At 61.5% G+C, this 20,197-nt stretch carries 12 protein-coding genes; 4 read left to right on the top strand and 8 right to left on the bottom strand.

Going from position 1 to position 20,197, the window contains the following annotated elements:
* Positions 1 to 15: 15 nt before the first annotated feature.
* From glgB to ABFB52_RS14135, 3 genes are all read right to left on the bottom strand, one after another.
* A complete protein-coding gene (gene glgB, locus ABFB52_RS14145) occupies positions 16 to 2,247 on the bottom strand; it encodes a 1,4-alpha-glucan branching protein GlgB (RefSeq protein WP_102686269.1) in 2,232 nt (743 codons plus the stop codon).
* Between the two features lie 2 nt (positions 2,248 to 2,249).
* Entirely contained in the window at positions 2,250 to 5,591 is a 3,342-nt protein-coding gene (treS, locus tag ABFB52_RS14140) for a maltose alpha-D-glucosyltransferase (protein WP_129974288.1), read from the bottom strand.
* A gap of 178 nt (positions 5,592 to 5,769) precedes the next feature.
* Positions 5,770 to 7,767, bottom strand: a complete 1,998-nt coding sequence (locus tag ABFB52_RS14135) for an alpha-1,4-glucan--maltose-1-phosphate maltosyltransferase (protein ID WP_129974289.1) — start codon at positions 7,765 to 7,767, stop codon at positions 5,770 to 5,772.
* Between the two features lie 218 nt (positions 7,768 to 7,985).
* Here ABFB52_RS14135 and ABFB52_RS14130 point away from each other — a divergent pair, with 218 nt between their 5' ends.
* Positions 7,986 to 8,144, top strand: coding sequence for a hypothetical protein (locus ABFB52_RS14130; protein ID WP_165369575.1), 159 nt, complete (start codon positions 7,986 to 7,988; stop codon positions 8,142 to 8,144).
* Here the strand turns inward: ABFB52_RS14130 and ABFB52_RS14125 are convergent, their stop codons facing one another.
* Positions 8,145 to 8,681, bottom strand: a complete 537-nt coding sequence (locus ABFB52_RS14125) for an MgtC/SapB family protein (protein WP_085745831.1) — start codon at positions 8,679 to 8,681, stop codon at positions 8,145 to 8,147.
* Between the two features lie 123 nt (positions 8,682 to 8,804).
* Here ABFB52_RS14125 and ABFB52_RS14120 point away from each other — a divergent pair, with 123 nt between their 5' ends.
* From ABFB52_RS14120 to mapR, 3 genes are all read left to right on the top strand, one after another.
* On the top strand, positions 8,805 to 9,053 hold the full coding sequence (locus ABFB52_RS14120; RefSeq protein ID WP_007952135.1) for a DUF3203 family protein: 249 nt from the start codon (positions 8,805 to 8,807) through the stop codon (positions 9,051 to 9,053).
* Between the two features lie 195 nt (positions 9,054 to 9,248).
* Positions 9,249 to 10,679, top strand: coding sequence for a cytochrome c oxidase accessory protein CcoG (ccoG, locus tag ABFB52_RS14115; RefSeq protein ID WP_129974290.1), 1,431 nt, complete (start codon positions 9,249 to 9,251; stop codon positions 10,677 to 10,679).
* A gap of 245 nt (positions 10,680 to 10,924) precedes the next feature.
* Positions 10,925 to 12,334: a GntR family transcriptional regulator MpaR gene (mapR, locus tag ABFB52_RS14110; protein WP_039772397.1), complete on the top strand. Its 1,410-nt coding sequence runs from the start codon at positions 10,925 to 10,927 to the stop codon at positions 12,332 to 12,334.
* A gap of 174 nt (positions 12,335 to 12,508) precedes the next feature.
* Here mapR and ABFB52_RS14105 read toward each other — a convergent pair whose 3' ends face one another.
* The 4 genes from ABFB52_RS14105 to ABFB52_RS14090 form a co-directional block, all read right to left on the bottom strand.
* Positions 12,509 to 13,255 (bottom strand): SDR family oxidoreductase, encoded by a 747-nt coding sequence (locus tag ABFB52_RS14105; RefSeq protein ID WP_007955033.1) that lies wholly within the window; start codon positions 13,253 to 13,255, stop codon positions 12,509 to 12,511.
* An 85-nt stretch (positions 13,256 to 13,340) separates the two neighbouring features.
* On the bottom strand, positions 13,341 to 15,422 hold the full coding sequence (locus ABFB52_RS14100) for an EAL domain-containing protein (RefSeq protein ID WP_085745833.1): 2,082 nt from the start codon (positions 15,420 to 15,422) through the stop codon (positions 13,341 to 13,343).
* Between the two features lie 189 nt (positions 15,423 to 15,611).
* Positions 15,612 to 17,081 carry an efflux transporter outer membrane subunit gene (locus tag ABFB52_RS14095; protein WP_129974202.1) on the bottom strand — a complete coding sequence of 490 codons (1,470 nt, stop codon included), beginning with the start codon at positions 17,079 to 17,081 and terminating at the stop codon, positions 15,612 to 15,614.
* Positions 17,078 to 20,185 carry an efflux RND transporter permease subunit gene (locus ABFB52_RS14090; RefSeq protein ID WP_129974201.1) on the bottom strand — a complete coding sequence of 1,036 codons (3,108 nt, stop codon included), beginning with the start codon at positions 20,183 to 20,185 and terminating at the stop codon, positions 17,078 to 17,080. Before ABFB52_RS14090 ends, ABFB52_RS14095 begins: the two co-directional genes overlap by 4 nt.
* Positions 20,186 to 20,197 lie beyond the last annotated feature (12 nt).

Raw genomic sequence — 20,197 nt, 5'->3', positions numbered from 1 at the left:
ACGATCTCGCGTGGGTCAGCCCTCGGGCTTGAGGATCAAAACTGCCAACGGCGGCAAATTCAGTTCCAGCGACAAAGCCTGCCCATGACTGGCCACCTCTTCGGTAAACGCACCGCCGCCGTTGCCATAATTGGAACCGGCATAGGTGTCGGCATCACTGTTGAGCAATTCCTTCCAGCGCCCGGCAAACGGCACACCGACGCGATACGACTGACGCGGCACCGGGGTGAAGTTGGCCACCACCAGCACCGGCGTGCCGTCCTTGCTCCAGCGCAGCCATGCGTAAACGCTGTTGATCGCATCGTCACCGATCAACCACTGGAAGCCTTGCGGCGCATCGTCCTGCTCGTGCAGCGCCGGTTCTTCGCGGTAGAGCCGGTTGAGGTCAGCGACCAGTTTCTGCACGCCTTTGTGTTCCGAGTACTGCAGCAGATACCAGTCGAGCTGCTGGTCGTGATTCCACTCGCGCCACTGGCCGAACTCGCAGCCCATGAACAGCAGCTTCTTGCCCGGATGGGTCCACATGAAACTCAGATAGGCGCGCAGGTTGGCGAACTTCTGCCAGCGGTCGCCGGGCATCTTGTCGATCAGCGAATGCTTGCCGTGCACCACTTCGTCGTGGGAAATCGGCAGGATGAAGCGCTCGGACCAGGCGTACACCAGGCCGAAACTCAACTCGTTGTGGTGGTGGGCGCGGTACACCGGATCCTGCTGGATGTAGTGCAGCGAATCGTGCATCCAGCCCATGTTCCATTTGTAGGCAAAACCGAGGCCGCCTTGTTGGGTGCTCTGGCTGACGCCAGGCCACGCCGTGGATTCCTCGGCGATCACCAGCGCACCCGGTGCCTCCAGCGCTACCACATCGTTCAAATGCCGCAGGAAGTCGATGGCTTCAAGGTTCTCGCGACCGCCATGACGGTTCGGCACCCACTCGCCGGCCTTGCGCGAATAGTCGCGATAGAGCATCGACGCCACCGCATCGACCCGCAGACCGTCAATGTGGAAATGCTTCAACCAGTGCAGCGCCGACGCCAGCATGTAGCCATGCACTTCAGTGCGGCCCAGGTTGTAGATCAGCGTGTCCCAATCCTGGTGGAAGCCTTCCAGTGGATTACCGTATTCGTAGAGCGCGGTGCCGTCGAATTGCGCAAGGCCATGGGCATCGGTCGGGAAATGCGCCGGCACCCAGTCGAGAATCACACCGATGCCGGCCTGGTGACAGGCATTGACGAAATCGCCGAATTGCTCGGGCGTGCCGTAGCGCGCGCTCGGGGCGAATTGCGACAGCAACTGATAACCCCAGGAACCGCCGAACGGGTGCTCCATGATCGGCATCAGTTCGATATGAGTGAAACCCAGCTCCTTCACATACGGGATCAAACGTTCGGCCAGCTCCGGCCAAGTGTACTGGCGCGCCACTTCACCCAGATCGTCGAGTTCGCATTGCCAGGAACCGGCGTGCAACTCGTAGATCGACAGCGGCGCATTGTGCTGCTGGCGCTCGCGACGGCTGCTCATCCAGTCCTGATCCTGCCAGTCGATCTGCAACGGCGAGGCGACTTTCGAGGCGGTGTCCGGCGGCAGGCTGGTGGCCAGCGCCATCGGGTCGGCCTTCAGCGGCAGAATACCGTGGGCGCCGAGGATTTCGTACTTGTACAGTTCCCCTGCTTGCAGGCGCGGAATGAACAATTCCCACACGCCAGACGGATGCCGCAGGCGCATCGGATGCCGCCGACCATCCCACACGTTGAAATCACCGACCACCGACACCCGTCGGGCATTCGGTGCCCACACCGCGAAACGCACGCCATCAACGCCATCGACGGTTTTCAGCTGCGCACCGAGGCAACTGCTGAGGTCGCGGTGATTACCTTCGGCGAACAGGTACAGGTCCATTTCACCGAGCAACTGGCCAAAGCTGTAAGGATCTTCCGCGACCTGTTCACCACCGGCCCAGCGAGTGCGCAACAGGTACGGCCGTGCGCCCTCGAAATGGCCGACAAACAGCCCCGGTGTTTCGGTGGCCTCCAGCGGACCGAGCTCTTCGCCACTGTTTTTATCGACGACAGAAACGCTCAACGCGCCGGGCAGATACGCCCGGATAAATTGCCCGCCGGCACCATCGCCGTGGGGGCCAAGAATGGAAAACGGGTCGTGATGTTCTGCGCGCACCAAAGCATCAATGTCTTTTGCAGTGGGCAGCAATCTTTCTTTAGCGTGACCCTGTTCCCTGTTCGAGAAACTCATGACTACTCTCCACCAAGATCGGAAAAGGGTTTGAGCCCCGTCAATAACCCGTACAGACCGTGCAGCGGCACGGGCAGCCAGGTGGGGCGATTTTCGGCTTCATAGGCCACTTCGTAGGCCGCTTTCTCCAGACCGAACAACGCCAGTGCGGCGTCGGCACCTTCAGGATCTTGCCAAGCATGATCAAGACTAGCTGCCGCTAGGCGATATGCCTGGAGAAATGCTTCCCGGGCTTCACGCAGGTAACGCTCCGTGACCCGCCGACGCGCGGCTTCGGCCTCGGGGCTGTTGTCGACGTTGTGCACATTCAGGGCCATGGCCGCGGCGTAATCGAAGGAACGCAGCACACCACTGACGTCCTTGTACGGGCTGTGCTTGCCCCGGCGTTCGGCCAGTGGCCGCGCCGGTTCGCCCTCGAAGTCGATCAGGTAGGCGTCGCCCTTGATCACCAGCACCTGCCCCAAATGCAGGTCGCCGTGCACGCGGATCCGCAAGCCGCCAGCGGACTGTTTGGCCAACTCCTGCACGTGGGCAAGGATGGTTTTCTTGTTGTCGAGCAACCGACCGACCAGCTTCTGATCCGCCGCGTCGAGTTCGCCCTGATGCTGCTTGAGCAACTTCAACGCATGCTCGACCTGCGCCGCGACATCCTTGCCGGTCGCCTGCGCATCCTTGGCCGAACTGACTTGCGGCGCGAAGTCCTGGTTGTCGCTTGGCGCTGCCAGCACCTGATGCATTTCCCCAAGACGCTGGCCGAGCATGCCGGCAAAATCCTTCAGTTCACCCAGGGCGTTGTAGTGTTGCGCCTGCTCGGACACGGCGTCCGCCAATTCATCGCGCAGCGCCCGTTCAAGGTTGTTCTGCGTCCATTCCCAGGCATCGCCCTGATTGCTCAGGTAGCCTTGGGCGATCATCAGCAGGTTGTCTTCGCCCTTCCCGTCCCGGCGAATCACCGAGCCGAGCAGCGGAGAGATATTGGCAAATCCGGCCGCCGTCAGGTAAGCGCTCATCTCCAGTTCCGGGTGTACGCCGGAAGCGACTTTGCGGATCAGCTTGAGCACCAGACTGTTGCCGATCACCACCGAACTGTTGGACTGCTCGGCGGACAGATAGCGCACTTCGGATTCCGCACCGAGGCCGAGTTTTTCCAGTTGCGACGTTGCCTCGAAACGGATCTCGCCCTCACTGGATTCCAGCACCGTTCCGCTCTGCATGCCTTCGAGCACCGCGCGAATAAACGCTTCGAGACTGAACGCATCGGTGATCAACCCGACCTGACGCACCCGACGCACTCGGGCCAAAGCCAGTTGTTGCGGCAACGCCGGCCCGACCTGATCTTCGGCAATGAAGCCGAACGGCAATTGATAACGGCTGGTCTGCCCGCCGCTCTGCACTTCGATTTCACTGAGCAGCACCGGATGCTGCGCGTCGCCGAAGCGCACGCCGTAGGCCAGTTTCACCTGGTCAATCGCAGCGTCCTTGCCGGCGAACCAGCGGCGGTTTTGCAGCCAGCTCGGCAGGATCGCCCGTTCGAGGGTGGCGCGGGACGGCGCTTCGAGCAGTTCTTCCATGCGCTTTTTCAGCACCAGAGTGGTGAAGTCCGGCAGGCTCTGCGCCGGCTCGACGTGCCAGCTCGGCATCTGGTTTTCCGCCGCCAGGCCGAACCAGTAGAAACCGTAAGGCGGCAGGGTCAGAAGGAAACTCAACTGGCCGATGGGCGGGAACGCGTTACCGCCGAGCATCTCCACCGGCACCATGCCGACGTAGGCCGACAGGTCGAGCTCAACGGCTTGCGCACTGCGGGATACGTTGGCCACGCACAGAATGATTTCGTGCTTGCCGTCCGGCCCGGTGTATTCACGGGTGTAGGCCAGCACCCGGCGGTTGGCCGGCGAAAGCATTTTCAGCGTGCCGCGCCCGAATGCCTTGGATTGCTTGCGCACCGCCAGCAGGCGGCGAGTCCAGTTCAGCAGCGAATGCGGGTCACCGGCCTGGGTTTCGACGTTGACCGATTGATAACCGTATTGCGGGTCCATGATCGGCGGCAGTACCAGACTGGCCGGATCGGCGCGGGAGAAACCGCCGTTGCGGTCGATCGACCATTGCATCGGCGTGCGTACACCGTCGCGGTCGCCGAGGTAGATGTTGTCGCCCATGCCGATTTCATCGCCGTAATACAGGGTCGGCGTGCCGGGCATCGACAGCAGCAGGCTGTTGAGCAGTTCAATGCGGCGGCGGTCGCGCTCCATCAACGGCGCCAGACGCCGGCGAATCCCGAGATTGATCCGAGCGCGACGGTCGGCGGCGTAGTAGTTCCAGAGGTAGTCGCGTTCTTTGTCGGTGACCATCTCCAGCGTCAGCTCATCGTGGTTGCGCAGGAAAATCGCCCACTGGCAGTTGGCCGGGATCTCCGGGGTCTGGCGCAGGATGTCGGTGATCGGGAAGCGATCTTCCTGGGCCAGTGCCATGTACATGCGTGGCATCAGCGGGAAGTGGAACGCCATGTGGCATTCATCACCATTCACACCCTCGGCGTCGGTGTCGCCGAAGTACAGCTGAGTGTCTTCCGGCCATTGGTTGGCTTCGGCCAGCAACATGCGATCCGGGTAGTTGGCGTCGATCTCGGCGCGGATCTGCTTGAGGACGTCGTGGGTTTCCGGAAGGTTTTCGTTGTTGGTACCGTCGCGCTCGATCAGGTACGGAATCGCATCCAGGCGCAGGCCGTCGATGCCCATGTCCAGCCAGTAGCGCATCACCGACAGCACCGCTTTCATGACTTGCGGGTTGTCGAAATTCAGGTCCGGCTGGTGCGAATAGAAGCGGTGCCAGAAGTACTGGCCGGCTACCGGATCCCAAGTCCAGTTGGACTTTTCGGTGTCGAGGAAAATGATCCGGGTGCCGTCGTATTTCTGGTCGTCATCCGACCACACATAGAAATCCCGCGCCGCCGAACCGGGCTTGGCCTTGCGCGCCCGCTGGAACCACGGGTGCTGATCGGAGGTGTGGTTGATGACCAGCTCGGTGATCACCCGCAACCCACGCTTGTGCGCTTCGGCAATGAACCGCTTGGCATCGGCCATTGTCCCGTAATCGCTGTGCACGCCACGGTATTCAGCGATGTCGTAACCGTCGTCGCGGCGTGGCGAGGGGTAGAACGGCAACAGCCAGATGGTGTTGACGCCGAGTTCGGCGATGTAATCGAGTTTGGCGATCAGGCCGGGAAAGTCGCCGATCCCGTCGTTGTTGGAATCGAAAAAGGATTTGACGTGAACTTGATAGATGACCGCGTCCTTGTACCAGAGCGGGTCTTTGATGAAGGTGGCAGCCTTGGGTTTCTTCGCCATGTGAAACTCCTGTTGAATTCAATAAGGGCGCCCTGCGCAGATCGCTGATCGCTGATCGTTCCCACGCTCTGCGTGGGGAATGCATACCGGGACGCTCCGCGTCCCAAAGCGGACGCAGAGCGTCCATGGCGGCATTCCCACGCGGAGCGTGGGAACGATCAGGAACCGATCAAGTCGATCAGGAAGAAGTGATCCGCCAGATTCCGAACGGCTGGTAAGCCGGGTCGATCCGCATGAACTGGTACTTGCCGTGCCAGTCCCAGCGATGGCCATTCATCAGGTCTTCGCCGTGGGTGGTGGCATCGTCCGGCAGGCCCATTTCCCACAGCGGGAGCTCGAAATTCGCTTCCTGAACGTTATGCGGATCGAGGCTGACGGCCACCAGAATGAAATTGCTGCCGTCCGCGCTGCGTTTGCCGAAATACAGAATGTTGTCATTCCAGGCGTTGTAGATCTTCAGGCCCAGATGGCTGTGCAGCGCCGGATTCTGCCGGCGGATGCGGTTGAGCTGGGCGATCTCGGCAATGATGTTGCCGGGCTGGTTGAAGTCGCGGACGCGGATCTCGTACTTCTCGGAATCGAGGTACTCCTCCTTGCCCGGCACCGGCGCCGATTCGCACAGTTCGAACCCGGAATACATACCCCACAAGCCCGAGCCCATGGTCGCCAGCGCCGCGCGGATGAGAAATCCGGGACGTCCCGATTCATGCAGGAACGCCGGGTTGATGTCCGGGGTGTTGACGAAGAAATTCGGCCGGTAGCACTCGCGCCACGGCGATTCATTGAGTTCGCTGAAATAGGTCGCCAGTTCGGCCTTGGTGTTGCGCCAGGTGAAATAGGTGTAGCTCTGGGTGTAACCGACCTTGCCCAGCCGCGCCATCATCGCCGGCGTAGTGAAGGCTTCAGCGAGGAAGATCACTTCCGGGTACAACGTACGGACATCGGCGATCAACCATTGCCAGAACGGCAGCGGCTTGGTGTGCGGGTTGTCGACGCGAAAGATCTTCACGCCCTCCTGCACCCAGCCGACCACGATGTCGCGCAATTCGACCCACAGGCTCGGAATCGCTTCCGGTGCGTAGAAGTCGACGTTGACGATGTCCTGGTATTTCTTCGGCGGGTTCTCGGCGTATTTGATCGTGCCGTCCGGCCGCCAGTTGAACCAGCCCGGATGCTGCTTGAGCCACGGGTGATCCTGGGAACACTGAATGGCGAAATCGAGGGCGATTTCCAGACCATGCTCAGCGGCTGCGGCCACCAGCCGACGGAAATCCTCGCGGGTGCCGAGCTGCGAGTGAATCGCTTCGTGGCCGCCCTCCTCGCTGCCGATCGCATACGGGCTGCCGGGATCGTCCGGGCCGGCGGTCAGGGAATTGTTGCGGCCCTTGCGATGGCTGCGGCCAATCGGGTGGATCGGCGTGAAGTACAACACGTCGAAGCCCATGTCCTGAATCATCGGCAGGCGCGCGTGCACGTCATTGAAGGTGCCGTGGCGGGCGGGATCGTCGGTGATCGAGCGGGGAAACAGTTCGTACCAGCTGGCGAATTCCGCCAGTTCGCGCTCGACGTCCACCGGGAATTCCGGGCTGAGACTCAGATAGGCGCGGTGATCGGCCTCGGCCATCAGTTGCGCACTGCGCGAGTGCAGAAACAACGCGACCTGCTCGGTTTCGAGCAGGCCGGACAATTCGTGGTGCAGGCCGGCCAGTTGTTCGCTGAGCTGACCTTCACTGCGCTCGGCGGCCTGTTGCACCATGGTGCGCCCCTCTTGCAGCTCGAGGCTGACCGGGACGGCGGCGGTGTGCTTTTTCTCCAGTTCGTACTGAAAACTGGCGAACTGGTCGATCCAGGCTTCGATCAGAAACAGATAACGGCCCACGCGCTGTGGCTGGAAAACGCCTTTCCAGCCGTTATTGCCCTGATCGGACATGACCTCGGTCTGCCACGACTCATCGCCCTCTTCGCGCCAGCGGATGCGCACCGCCAGTTTGTCGTGACCGTCGGCGAACACCTTGCTGGTGACCACGATCTCGCGGCCCGCGATCGCCTTGACAGCAAACTGTCCGCCGTCGAGGGTCGGCGCGGTGTTTTCTATGACGATGCGCGGCAACAGCAAGGCCTGCGACAGCGGTATATGCGGGTTGTAGCTCTGTTCCGAGGGTTTTTCAGCAGTCATTGAGCATCTCTCCTTAACGCCCCAAGGACGCTCGTTTGCCTGTTTGGCGGTCACGGCCGGGCCTTCGCCCGATGATGAACTCTCTCAGGTTCCGAGCGGCCGTCGCCGGGAAAAGTTCACAGGGATTTGCCGCGCTACAAAATCGGATCGATTTCGCAGTGAAGTGGTCAATCCACTTAAGCACGTCCCACGCCAAGTTCCACACGGAGGTTCACCCGATGACTATTCCGATTCCCGCTGAAACACCCGATCCGAACATCGATAAACCGACCCTGCCCGAGACCGAGCCGCAGCCGATTCCCGAACAGGAACCGCCTGGCACCACGCCACCACCGAAGGAAGAACCACCCACGACCATGCCGCCGGTAATCGTCTGATCAGCGTAGGTCGCTGTGGTCTTTCTCGATGCGGTCCTTCTCGATGTGATCCTTTTCGAAGACCCTGACGATCCGCGGCATGACACTGAATATTCCCAACGCGAGCAACGTACTGAGCACCGCCGTCGCCTCGCGGCCCAGACCGGCCGCGACGCCGATGGCGGCAGTCATCCACAAACCGGCGGCGGTGGTCAGGCCCTTGACGTGGCCTTCGTCGCCTTCATGATTTTTCAGGATGGTGCCGGCCCCGAGAAAGCCGATCCCGGCAATCACGCCCTGCACCACCCGGCTCATCGCGTCGGCCTGGGAACCGGACAATTGCGGTACCAGCACGAACAACGCCGCGCCAAGGGCTACCAGCATGTGCGTTCGCACCCCGGCAGCCTTGCCCTTGTGCTCGCGCTCAAACCCGAGAATCCCGCCCAATATCGCCGCCATCAGCAGGCGCACGGTGATCCGGGTCAGCTGCGACGCATCGCCGATGTCGGCGAATTCCGCTTGCAGGGTTTCCCACACTTCATGCCACCAGGCGTTCATCGGCCAGTCCTTGTTATGAGTTTATAAAGGATGGACAGCGCCGACCATTAATCGGTTGCGTAGAACGATCTGCAGAACCGCGCACCCAAATGATTCAGACTCCCGTGAAAAAAGGACAACCCCATGCCCCTTCGTATCGATGAAAGCAATCCGGAATCGAAAGTCTGTTTTTTCACCGTTGAAAACGGTGAGGAAATCCGGATCTGCGACACGCTGGAAGTCAGGACAGATAGCGAAAAAGCCATGTCGTTCGTCGAAGTGGAAGGACGGCGCATCTACGTCACCGAGGCCGAAGCAGATGCATTGACCGTCGCCGGCGCCCGGGATGGACGCAAACACCTGAAGGCCGACGACAGTGATTCGGTGATTTGACTGACCTCGATCAACAAGCGGCGCAGGCGTCTGGGATAGGCGTCTGCGCCTCGGCCCACGGGCTGCTTCAAGTTGTCGCAGGCGTTTGTGCGAAACCCATCTGATACGCTTTTTATTGAAATACCTGAGTCTGTTATGCAAACAGATCGGCGCTCATAGTTCCCTGGCCTGATGGAGGCTGATGAGCGAACGACCATGAGCGAACGAATCCCCGTCCGAACCGTAGAAGCATCTCCCCAGATAAAAAAAGTACCGGCGCGCCCAATGAAGGCGAAACACGCCACCAGCGACAACCAGATCTTCACCCGCAGCTTCACCGGCCTTTTCCGCACCCTGCGCATGAGCGGCGCGGGGTTTCTGTTCCTGTTGTTTTTCGGCACGGTGTGGCTGAACTGGGGCGGTCGTCAGGCGGTGCTCTGGGACCTTTCCGAAAGCAAATTCCACATCTTTGGCGCGACCTTCTGGCCGCAGGATTTCATTCTGCTCTCGGCGCTGCTGATCATCGCCGCGTTCGGCCTGTTCGCGATTACCGTGTTCGCCGGCCGGGTGTGGTGTGGCTACACCTGCCCGCAGAGTTCGTGGACGTGGATCTTCATGTGGTGCGAGAAGATCACCGAAGGTGAACGCAACCAGCGGATCAAGCTGCAGGCTGCACCGTGGAGCCTGAACAAACTGGCCCGGCGTGCGGCCAAGCACACGCTGTGGCTGGCGATCAGCGTACTGACCGGCCTGACTTTCGTCGGCTACTTCACCCCGATCCGGCCATTGGCCGAAGAGTTGCTGACCTTGCAGATCGGCGGTGTCAGCCTGTTCTGGGTGCTGTTTTTCACCGCCGCCACTTACATCAATGCCGGCTGGCTGCGTGAGGCGGTGTGCATGCACATGTGCCCCTATGCACGGTTCCAGAGCGTGATGTTCGACAAGGACACCCTGGCGATTTCCTACGACGTGGCCCGTGGCGAAAACCGAGGCCCGCGCAAACGCGACATGAAACCGGCCGAAACCGGCCTTGGCGATTGCATCGACTGCCAGTTGTGCGTGCAGGTCTGCCCGACCGGCATCGACATCCGCGACGGCCTGCAAATGGAATGCATCGGCTGCGCGGCGTGCATCGACGCCTGCGATTCGATCATGGACAAGATGAATTACCCCCGTGGCCTGATTCGCTATACCTCCGAGCGTGAGTTGCAGGGCGGCAAGACGCACTTGTTGCGCCCGAGATTGATCGGCTACGTCGCGGTGCTGGTGGTGATGATCGGCGCCCTCGCCCTGGCGCTGGTCGAGCGACCGATGGTGTCGTTGGACGTGACCAAGGATCGTGGTCTGTTCCGTGAGAACGGTCAGGGCCAGATTGAGAACATCTACACCCTCAAGGTCATCAACAAAACCCAGCAGCGTCAGGACTACAACCTGAGCCTGGTGGATGGCGACGGCTTCCAGCTGCAAGGCAAGACTGAGCTGAGCCTGGCGCCGGGCGAAATTGTCGATGTGCCGGTGTCGGTGGCGATGACCACGGAACGCGCGGCCAGCAGCTCGCAGACCTTGAGTTTCAAGATTGCCGACAGTGATGAGCCTGAGGTTTATAGCGTGGCGAAGAGCCGGTTTGTTGCGCCGATGAATCGCTGATCCCTTAGAATCGCCCCCTCACCCCAGCCCTCTCCCGGAGGGAGAGGGAGCCGACCGAGGTATCTGGCGCTATACGTCGACCTGAAATACCGCGTCGATTATGGATTCACTGCAGCATGTTCATGTCGGCGCAACTCTTAAGCATCCCACGATCAGTCCCCTCTCCCTCCGGGAGAGGGCTAGGGTGAGGGCTGATGCCACTGACCCACCACAAAAACACCAAACACCACGTACCAAGGCCCCCGATGAAACGCTACGAAAAATTCGCCGACGACATCGCTGAACTGATCCGCTCCGGCGTCCTCGGCCCCGGTCAGCGGGTGCCGTCGGTGCGCTACGCAAGCCAGACTTACGGCGTCAGCCCGTCCACGGTGTTCCAGGCCTACTACCTGCTGGAGCGTCGCGGCCTGATCCGTGCCCGGCCGCGCTCCGGCTACTTCGTCAACACCCACGCCCCGAGCCCGTTCTCGGAGCCGGTGATCAGCAGCCAGGTCAACGAGTCCACCAAGGTCGACGTCAGCGAACTGGTGTTCTCGGTACTCGAATCAATCAAGGATCCGAGCACCGTGCCATTCGGCTCGGCATTCCCCAGCCCGACCCTGTTCCCCCTGCAGCGTCTGTCCCGCTCGCTGGCCAGTGCCGCCCGGGAGATGGACCCGCGCATGGTGGTCACCGACATGTCGCCGGGCAACCCGCAACTGCGTCGGCAGATCGCCCTGCGCTACATGGTCGGCGGGCTGATGCTGCCGATGGAAGAACTGCTGATCACCAACGGCGCCCTCGAAGCGCTGAACCTGTGCCTGCAAGCGGTGACCGAACCCGGCGATCTGGTGGCCATCGAAGCCCCGGCGTTTTACGCCAGCCTGCAAGTGCTCGAACGCCTGAAGCTCAAAGCCGTGGAAATCCCCGTGCACCCGCGCGACGGCATCGACCTCGGCGTGCTCGCCCAGACACTCGAGCGGCACCCGATCAAGGCCTGCTGGTGCATGACCAGTTTCCAGAACCCGATGGGCGCGACCATGCCCGAGGCCAAGAAACAGGAGCTGGTGGAACTGCTGAAACAGCATCAAGTGCCGCTGATCGAAGACGACGTCTACGCCGAACTTTATTACGGGCAGCAGGCACCGAAACCGGCCAAGGCCTTCGACACCGAAGGCTTGGTGATGCATTGCGGTTCGTTCGCCAAAAGCCTGGCCCCCGGCTACCGCATCGGCTGGGTCGCCGCCGGCCGCTACGCGCAAAAGATCGAACGGCTGAAACTGATGACCTCGCTGTGCGCCTCAATGCCCGCGCAAGCCGCCATCGCCGACTACCTGCAACACGGCGGCTACGACCGTCACCTGCGCAAACTGCGCTACGCCCTGGAAGAACAGCAAAGCGCGATGCTCGCAGCCATCGCCCGCTACTTCCCGGCGCAGACACGCGTCAGCCAACCGGCCGGCGGTTACTTCCTGTGGCTGGAACTGCCACCGCAGATGGATTCGTTGAAGTTGTTTCAGATGGCGTTGGCGCAGGGGATCAGCATTGCGCCGGGGCCGATCTTTTCGCCGACCCAGCGCTTCAGGAACTGCATTCGATTGAACTACGGCAGCCCGTGGACCGAGGATGCGGAGAAGGCGATGGAAACGTTGGGGCGGATTGTGCGGTCGTTCTGAAAGACCGCTGATCGTTCCCACGCAACCAGTTCAACGCCTAGACGATGATCGTTCCCACGTCGAGGCGTCGAACCGTCCGCGTGGGAATGCCTCAAGGGACGCTCCGCGTTCCAGCTCTGGAAGGGACGCGGAGCGTCCCGGGCTGCATTCCCACGCGGAGCGTGGGAACGATCATTAACGGCCGCCGCCGAGATCGACAAAAGTCCCGGTGGCATAAGAAGCCTTGTCCGACAGCAACCAGACAATTGCCTCCGCCACCTCATCCGGCCGGCCGCCCCGGGCCATCGGAATCGCCGACTCCAGCTTGCTGACCCGATCCGGGTCGCCGCTCAACGCATGGAAGTCGGTATAGATGTAACCCGGACGCACCGCATTCACGCGAATCCCCTCGCCCGCCACTTCCTTGGACAGGCCGATGGTGAACGTATCCAGCGCGCCTTTGGACGCTGCGTAATCGACGTATTCGTTGGGCGATCCCAGCCGCGCGGCGACCGAAGAAACGTTGACGATGCTGCCGCCCTGCCCGCCGTGTTTGGGCGACATACGCAGGATTGCGTGCTTGGCGCAAAGGATCGGCGCCAGGACGTTGGTTTTCATGATTTTGAGAATGCGAAATTCGGACATTTCGTCGACCCGGGATTTTTGCCCCACGGTGCCGGCGTTGTTCACCAGGGCGGTGACGCGGCCCAGTTCGCTGTCGACCCGGTTGAACAGCGCGATCACTTCGTCTTCGATACTGACATCGGCGCGCACAGCGATGGCCGTGGCGCCGCGCTCACGCACCTGATCGAGCACGTGGTGAGCGGCCTGTTCGTCCGTCTGGTAATTGATGCAGATCCGATAGCCTTGCTCGGCAGCCAACAATGCAGTGGCGGCGCCGATTCCTCGACCGCCGCCGGTGATCACAATGACTTTATCCATGCTGGCCTTTCCCCCGATGCACACGTGACAGTCGGGGCAAGAATAACCGTCATTGCAGGGTTTTGCATGACCTGCGATTAGCGGCTCAGCTCACCGCCAATGGTTTGCCGCGCGCGATGTCCTGCAGGAAGCGATCCGCCGGCATCGGGTGACCGAGCAGATAACCTTGCAGCGAATCGCAGCCCAGTTGCGTCAGGAAATCCTGCTGCGAGTCGGTCTCCACACCTTCAGCCACGATGCGCAGCCCCAGTGCCTGACCGAGGGCGACGATCGCCGAGACGATAGCCGCGTCATCGCTGTCGTGTTCCAGATCGCGGACAAAACCGCGGTCGATTTTCAGCTCGTTGGCCGGCAGCCGCTTGAGGTACATCAGGCTCGAATAGCCGGTGCCGAAATCATCGATGGACAGGTCGACGCCCATGTCAGCCAGCTCCTGCAACACCGTCATGCTCGCATCGGCGTCGCTCATGGCAGTGGTTTCGGTGATTTCCAGGGTCAGGCTGTTGGCCGGCAAATGGTGGGTGGCCAGGGCCTTGGCCACGCTGCGCACCAGTCCTGAGTGGCAGAACTGCAATGCCGACAGGTTCACCGCAATCCGCCAGTCGGTGTAACCCAGCACGTACCATTCGCGCATCTGCCTGCAGGCTTCGTTGAGCACCCATTCGCCAATCGGAATGATCAGTCCGGTCTTCTCCGCCAGATCGATGAACTTGTCCGGCATCAGCATGCCTTGGGTCGGATGTTCCCAGCGCACCAGCGCCTCGGCACCGACCGGACGACCATCGGCCGCATGGAATTTGGGTTGGTAATGCAGGCTGAACTCGCCGTGCTCAAGCGCCGCCCGCAAGTCCTGCAGCAATTGCAGCTGCTTGCGGGCGTTGCTGTTCATCGAGGCGTCGAAGAAGCTGTAGCCGTTCTTGCCGCCGCCCTTGGCGTGATACATCGCGGCGTCGGCGTTCATCAGCAGCTCCTGAGCGTTCTGGCCGTTGCCCGGGTACAGGGCGATGCCGACGCTGGCGGAAATCTGCAGCTCATGTTCGGCGACCCGGAACGACTGCGCGATCAGGCCGACCTGACGCGCCGCCAGGCCCAGTGCATCGTTGGGCTCGGTCAGGCGCACCAGCAAGACAAATTCATCGCCGCCGATCCGCGCCAGCGTGTCGAGGCTGCGCAAGTCTTCACGCAGACGCACCGCCACTTCGCGCAGCAACTGGTCGCCCATGTGGTGACCGAAAGCGTCGTTGACCGGTTTGAAGCCGTCCAGATCGATGAACATCAGCGCAAAACAGCCGCCCTGTTCGTTGACCTTTTTCATCGCCTGGTTGATCCGGTCGTCCAGCAGCATGCGGTTCGGCAGGCCGGTCAGGGTGTCGTGCAAGGCCAGTTGGGTGAGTTCGCGGTTGGCGACGGTCAACGAATGGGCCAGATCAGCCGTGCGGGCTTCCAGACGCGCGTCGAGAATCGAGGTCAGCAGCGCGATGGCCAGCACCGCCAGCGTGGTGATCAGCACCAGATTGTCGAGGCCGTTGCCGTTCAGACCGCCGAGTGCCGCGCCGCAGAAACTCCCGTCGGGAAACCGCGCCGCCGCCATGCCGGTGTAGTGCATGCCGACAATCGCCACACCCATGACAATCGCCGCCCCGGCCCGAAACACCCGCACGTAAGGCGAGTGTTGACGCAGTCGGAAAGCGATCCACAGCGCTGCCGCGGACGCGCCGACGGCGATCAATAAGGAGGCGCCGAACAGTGTCGGATCGTAGTCGATGCCCGGTTGCATACGCATCGCGGCCATGCCGGTGTAGTGCATGGCGCTGATGCCGGCGCCCATGATCAATGCGCCAAAAGCCAGTTGCCAGGCTGGCAGTTTCGGCTGGCTGACCAGCCACAGGGCAAAACCGCAGGACAGCACGGCGATCAGCAATGAAAGCGCGGTGATTGAAATGTCGTAACCGAGGCTGATCGGCAGCTTGAATGCCAGCATGCCAATGAAGTGCATCGACCAGACGCCGATGCCCATGGCAAACGCCCCGCCGGCCGTCCACAAATGCACGGCGCGGCCCTTGGCAGTGGCAATGCGCCCGGTGAGATCGAGCGCGGTGTAGGAAGCGAGGATCGCCACACACAGCGAAATGAAAACCAGCGTGAAGGAATAGCTACCGATGAGCATGAGAATTCTCGTGACCACCCCGCCGTACTGCGTCCGTTCTCGGCGGGGCCAAATGCGCCGATTGTACTGATTGCGTAAAAGAATTCACTGACAAAGTAATCAAATGGCCATCAACCCGATGAAACGCTTGTTTGATCGTCTGACAGGGCTCTAATTCAGGGTCTTGAGAAGATCGTTACCAGCTCGGTTTCAGCGGTTATCAGTGGTTTCCAGCTGCCCGTCCCAACCACCGCCCAGCGCCGCAATCAACTGCACGCTGGCAATCAAACGGCTCTGCAGGATATTCAGGACAGTGCGCTCATTGCTCAACGCCGTCGCCTGCACCGTCACCACGTCGAGATAAGCAATCACCCCGGCCTTGTACTGGTTCTCGGTCAGACGCAACGAATCCCGTGCCGCATCGAGCGCTTCCTGGCGCACCGCCGCTTCGTCCTCGTACACCTTCAATTGCACCAGATAGTTTTCCACTTCGCGGAAACCGTCGAGCACGGTCTGGCGGTATTTGGCCACGGTCTGGTCGTACACGGCTTCGGTGCGGTCGACTTCGGCCGAGCGGATGCCGCCGTCGAACAGCGGCAGGGTCATTTTCGGCCCCACCGACCAGAAGCGGTTCGGCAGGCTGATCAGGTTCTGCGAGGTACTGCTGCTGTAGCCGCCGCTCAGGCTCAGGCTGAAGTCCGGGTAGTACGCGGCCTTGGCCACGCCGATGTTGGCGTTGGCCGCGATCACCGAGCGCTCGGCCGAAGCGATGTCCGGGCGGCGCTCGAGCAACTGCGACGGCAGACTCAGCGGGATCTGCGGCAGCTTGGGAATGTCCTGGGTTTCGGCAATGTTGAATTCGGCGGGCGGCTGGCCGGTCAGTACCGCGATGGCGTTTTCGAACTGCGCCCGTTGCCAGATCAGGTCGACCAGATCGCCCTGAGTGGTTTTCAGCTGGGTCTGTGCCTGCGCCACCGCGTCACGCCCGGAAACCCCGGCGTTGTACTGGTTCATGGTCATTTTAAGCGAGCGCTCATAGGCGGCCACTGTCGATTCGAGCAAGCGTTTCTGCTGATCGATCACCCGCAGTTGCAGGTAGTTCTGCACCAGTTCCGACTGCTGGCTCAAGCGCATCGCCGCCAGATCGGCGTAGCTCGCCTGGGCGCTGGCTTCATTGGCTTCAAGGCCACGACGCAACTTGCCCCAGACATCCGCTTCCCAACTCACGCCCAGTTGCGCGTTGTAAGTGTCACGGATACCGCTGGAGGAACTGCTCAGGCTCGAACTGCTGCTGCCAGTGCCCTGGCTGGAACGGGTCTTGCCGGCGCTCAGATCGACACTCGGGTAAAACGCTCCGCGCGCGCTGCGCACCAAGGCCTGGGCCTGACGGTACTGGGCTTCGGACTGGGCGACGGTCTGGTTCGAGCTGTTGAGTTTCTCGATCAGCTCGTTGAGCTGACGGTCGCCATACAGCTCCCACCAGGCACCGCGTGCCAGGGAATCGCTCGGGTTGGCCTGACGCCAGCCTTCGGCTTCCTTGTACTGGGCGATTTCGGCGGTCTGCGGGCGCCGGTAGTCCGGGCCGACGGCGCAGGCACTGAGCATCGCCACGCACAGCGACAGGCTCAGCAGACGCGAGCCGCGAACGGTAGCCAGATTGATAAGCGAACGGTCAGTCATAGCGGAGTTTCCAGAGCGGCATCGGTGCGCACGCCACGCCATTTGTTGAAACGATGGCGCAGCTTGTCGAGATAGAGGTAAACCACAGGCGTGGTGTAAAGGGTCAGCACCTGGCTGAAAACCAGCCCGCCGATGATGGTCAGACCCAGCGGCTGGCGCATTTCCGCGCCTTCGGCCCGGCTCAGCAGCAACGGCAAGGCGCCGAGGATCGCCGCCAGCGTGGTCATCAGGATCGGCCGCAAGCGTTGCAGACAGGCGCTGCGGATCGATTCCAGCGGCGCCATGCCTTGATGACGCTCCAGTTGCAGCGCCAGGTCGATCATCAGGATCGCGTTCTTCTTCACCACACCGATCAGCAGGAACAGCCCGAGCAGCGAGATCAGGCTGAATTCGCCGCCCAGTACATAGATCGACAGCAACGCACCGACCCCGGCCGACGGCAATGTCGACAGAATCGTCAACGGATGAATGTAGCTTTCATACAGCACACCCAGCACCAGATACACCGCCAGCAGCGCACCGAGGATCATGAACGGCTGGCTCTTCTGAGTGGCGGCGAAAGCGTCGGCTGTACCGGCCATTTTTGCGATCACGTCTTCGGGCAAGCCAACCTTGGCAATCGCCCGCTCGATGGCCGCACTGCCCTGCTCCACTGTCACGCCTTCGGCCATGTCGAAGGAAATGCTCTCGGAGGCGAACTGGCCTTCGTGGCTGACCCGGTCGTCTTCCAGGCTGTTTTCATAATGGGCGAAGGTCGACAGCGGAATCCGCGCACCGTCGGCGGTGATTACCTGAACCTGCTTGAGTGTCACCGGATCCTGGGCGTATTTCGGATTGACCTCCATCACCACCTGATACTGGTTGAGGCTGTCGTAGATCGTGGAAATCTGCCGCTGACTGTAGGCGTTGTTGAGCACGGCCGTGACCATGTTCATATCCACGCCCAGGCGCTTGGCCTGATCGCGGTCGACGATCAGCGTCACCTGCTGCGCACCGCGTCCTTCACGGGCGTCGATGGCAGTCAGTTCCGGCAAGGCGCGCAATGCGGTGACCACTTTCGGGTACCACTCGCGCAAGGCGCCCAGATCACCACTTTGCAGGATGTAGCTGTACTGCGAAGTGGTCTGCTCGCGACCGCCGCCGAATTGCAGGTCCTGGTCAGCCATCAGCATCAACTGCGCACCGGCCACCTTGGGCATTTCCTTGCGCAGGCGCTCGATGACCTTCTGCGCAGAGATATTGCGCTCCTTGATCGGTTTCAGGCGCACCAGCATGAACGCGTTGTTGGTGCCGTTGGTGCCACCAATGAACCCGGCCACACTCTCGACCGCTGCGTCCTTGAGCACGGCGCGGCGGAACACTTCCATTTTCGGCTGCATCACGCTGAACGACAGACCGTCGTCACCGCGCACAAAACCGATCAACTGGCCGGTGTCCTGCTGCGGCATGAAGGTTTTCGGCACCACCACATAGAGAGCGACGTTGACCCCGACGGTGATGATCAGGCTCAGCAAGGTCAGTCGACGGTGGCGCAACACCCAGTCGAGGCTGGTGGCGTATTTGCCGACCATCCAGTCGTTGGTGCGGCGGCTCCAGCGTTGCAGGCGGTTTTCCTCACCCGGCGTATGAGGTTTGAGCCAGCGGGCGCAGAGCATCGGGGTCAGCGTCAGGGAAACCACCAGCGACACCACGATGGCGGCGGCCAGGGTGATTGAAAACTCGCGGAACAGGCTTTCGATGATCCCGCCCATGAACAGGATCGACAGAAACACCGCCACCAGCGAGACGTTCATCGACAGCAAAGTAAAACCGACTTCCTTGGCCCCGAGGTACGCGGCCTTCATCGGTTTGACGCCTTCGTCGATGTGCCGGGAAATGTTTTCCAGCACCACGATGGCGTCGTCCACCACCAGCCCGGTGGCGAGAATCAGCGCCATCAGCGACAGGTTGTTCAGCGAGAATCCGTAGAGGTACATCACCGCGAAGGTGCCGACCAGCGACACCGGCACCGCCAACGTCGGAATCAGGGACGCGCGGAAGTTACCGAGAAACAGGAACACCACCAGAATCACCAGCGCCACGGCGATCAGCAGGGTCATTTCCGCTTCGTGCAGGGTGGCCTTGATCACCGGCGAGCGATCCATGGCCAGGTTCAGTTTGACGCTGGCCGGGAGCACTGCCTGCAACGCCGGCAACTGCGCCTTGATTTCGTTGACCGTCTCGATGATGTTGGCGCCGGCCTGGCGGTTGATCACCAACAGCACCGCCGCGTCATCATTGAAGAAACCGCTGTTGTAGCGGTCTTCCACGCCGTCGCTGACCTTGGCCACGTCTTTCAGACGCAGGGCCGCGCCACCGTTGTAGTGGATGATCAGCGATTCGTAGTCCTTGGCTTTCTCCAACTGGTCGTTGGCCTGGATCTGCCACAGGCGCTGCTCGTCCTCGACCGAACCCTTGGGCCGGCGCACGTTGGCTTCGGCGATGGTCTTGCGCACATCGTCCAGCGCCACGCCGTACTGGTTCAGCGCCTGGGGTTCGAGTTCGATGCGCACCGCCGGCAGGGAACTGCCGCCGATCTGCACTTCGCCGACGCCCTGCACCTGGGACAGGCTCTGGGACAGGATGGTCGAGGCCAGGTCATAGAGCTGGCCTTTTTCCAGCACGTCCGAGGTCAACGACAACACCATGATCGGTGCCTGCGACGGGTTGACCTTCTTGTAGGTCGGCATGCTGCGCATCCCGCTCGGCAGCAGGTTGCGCGAGGCGTTGATCGCCGCCTGCACTTCCCGCGCCGCGCCGTTGATGTCGCGGTCGAGGTCGAATTGCAGAATCACCCGGGTCGAGCCCTGGCTGGAGCGGCTGCTCATGGTATTGACGCCGGCAATGGCGCCGAACGAACGCTCCAGCGGCGTGGCCACGGTGGACGCCATGACTTCCGGGCTGGCGCCGGGCAGGCTGGCCTGCACCACGATCACCGGGAAGTCCATTTGCGGCAGCGGCGACACCGGCAGCAGACCGAAGCTCACACCGCCCAGCAGCATGATCGCCAATGAAAGCAGCATGGTTGCCACGGGGCGTTTGATGAAAGGACCCGAAAGATTCATAGGTGGCAACCA

Origin of the sequence: Pseudomonas sp. 9.2(2024), assembly GCF_039695385.1 — a bacterium.
Classification (GTDB): Bacteria; Pseudomonadota; Gammaproteobacteria; order Pseudomonadales; family Pseudomonadaceae; genus Aquipseudomonas; species Aquipseudomonas paraglycinae.
This window is presented reverse-complemented; position numbering and strand designations above follow the sequence as displayed.

Coding starts and splice junctions, on each gene's coding strand:
- glgB (WP_102686269.1), bottom strand. CDS start 2,247: ATGAGTTTCTCGAACAGGGAACAGGGTCACGCTAAAGAAAGATTGCTG.
- treS (WP_129974288.1), bottom strand. CDS start 5,591: ATGGCGAAGAAACCCAAGGCTGCCACCTTCATCAAAGACCCGCTCTGG.
- ABFB52_RS14135 (WP_129974289.1), bottom strand. CDS start 7,767: ATGACTGCTGAAAAACCCTCGGAACAGAGCTACAACCCGCATATACCG.
- ABFB52_RS14130 (WP_165369575.1), top strand. CDS start 7,986: ATGACTATTCCGATTCCCGCTGAAACACCCGATCCGAACATCGATAAA.
- ABFB52_RS14125 (WP_085745831.1), bottom strand. CDS start 8,681: ATGAACGCCTGGTGGCATGAAGTGTGGGAAACCCTGCAAGCGGAATTC.
- ABFB52_RS14120 (WP_007952135.1), top strand. CDS start 8,805: ATGCCCCTTCGTATCGATGAAAGCAATCCGGAATCGAAAGTCTGTTTT.
- ccoG (WP_129974290.1), top strand. CDS start 9,249: ATGAGCGAACGAATCCCCGTCCGAACCGTAGAAGCATCTCCCCAGATA.
- mapR (WP_039772397.1), top strand. CDS start 10,925: ATGAAACGCTACGAAAAATTCGCCGACGACATCGCTGAACTGATCCGC.
- ABFB52_RS14105 (WP_007955033.1), bottom strand. CDS start 13,255: ATGGATAAAGTCATTGTGATCACCGGCGGCGGTCGAGGAATCGGCGCC.
- ABFB52_RS14100 (WP_085745833.1), bottom strand. CDS start 15,422: ATGCTCATCGGTAGCTATTCCTTCACGCTGGTTTTCATTTCGCTGTGT.
- ABFB52_RS14095 (WP_129974202.1), bottom strand. CDS start 17,081: ATGACTGACCGTTCGCTTATCAATCTGGCTACCGTTCGCGGCTCGCGT.
- ABFB52_RS14090 (WP_129974201.1), bottom strand. CDS start 20,185: ATGAATCTTTCGGGTCCTTTCATCAAACGCCCCGTGGCAACCATGCTG.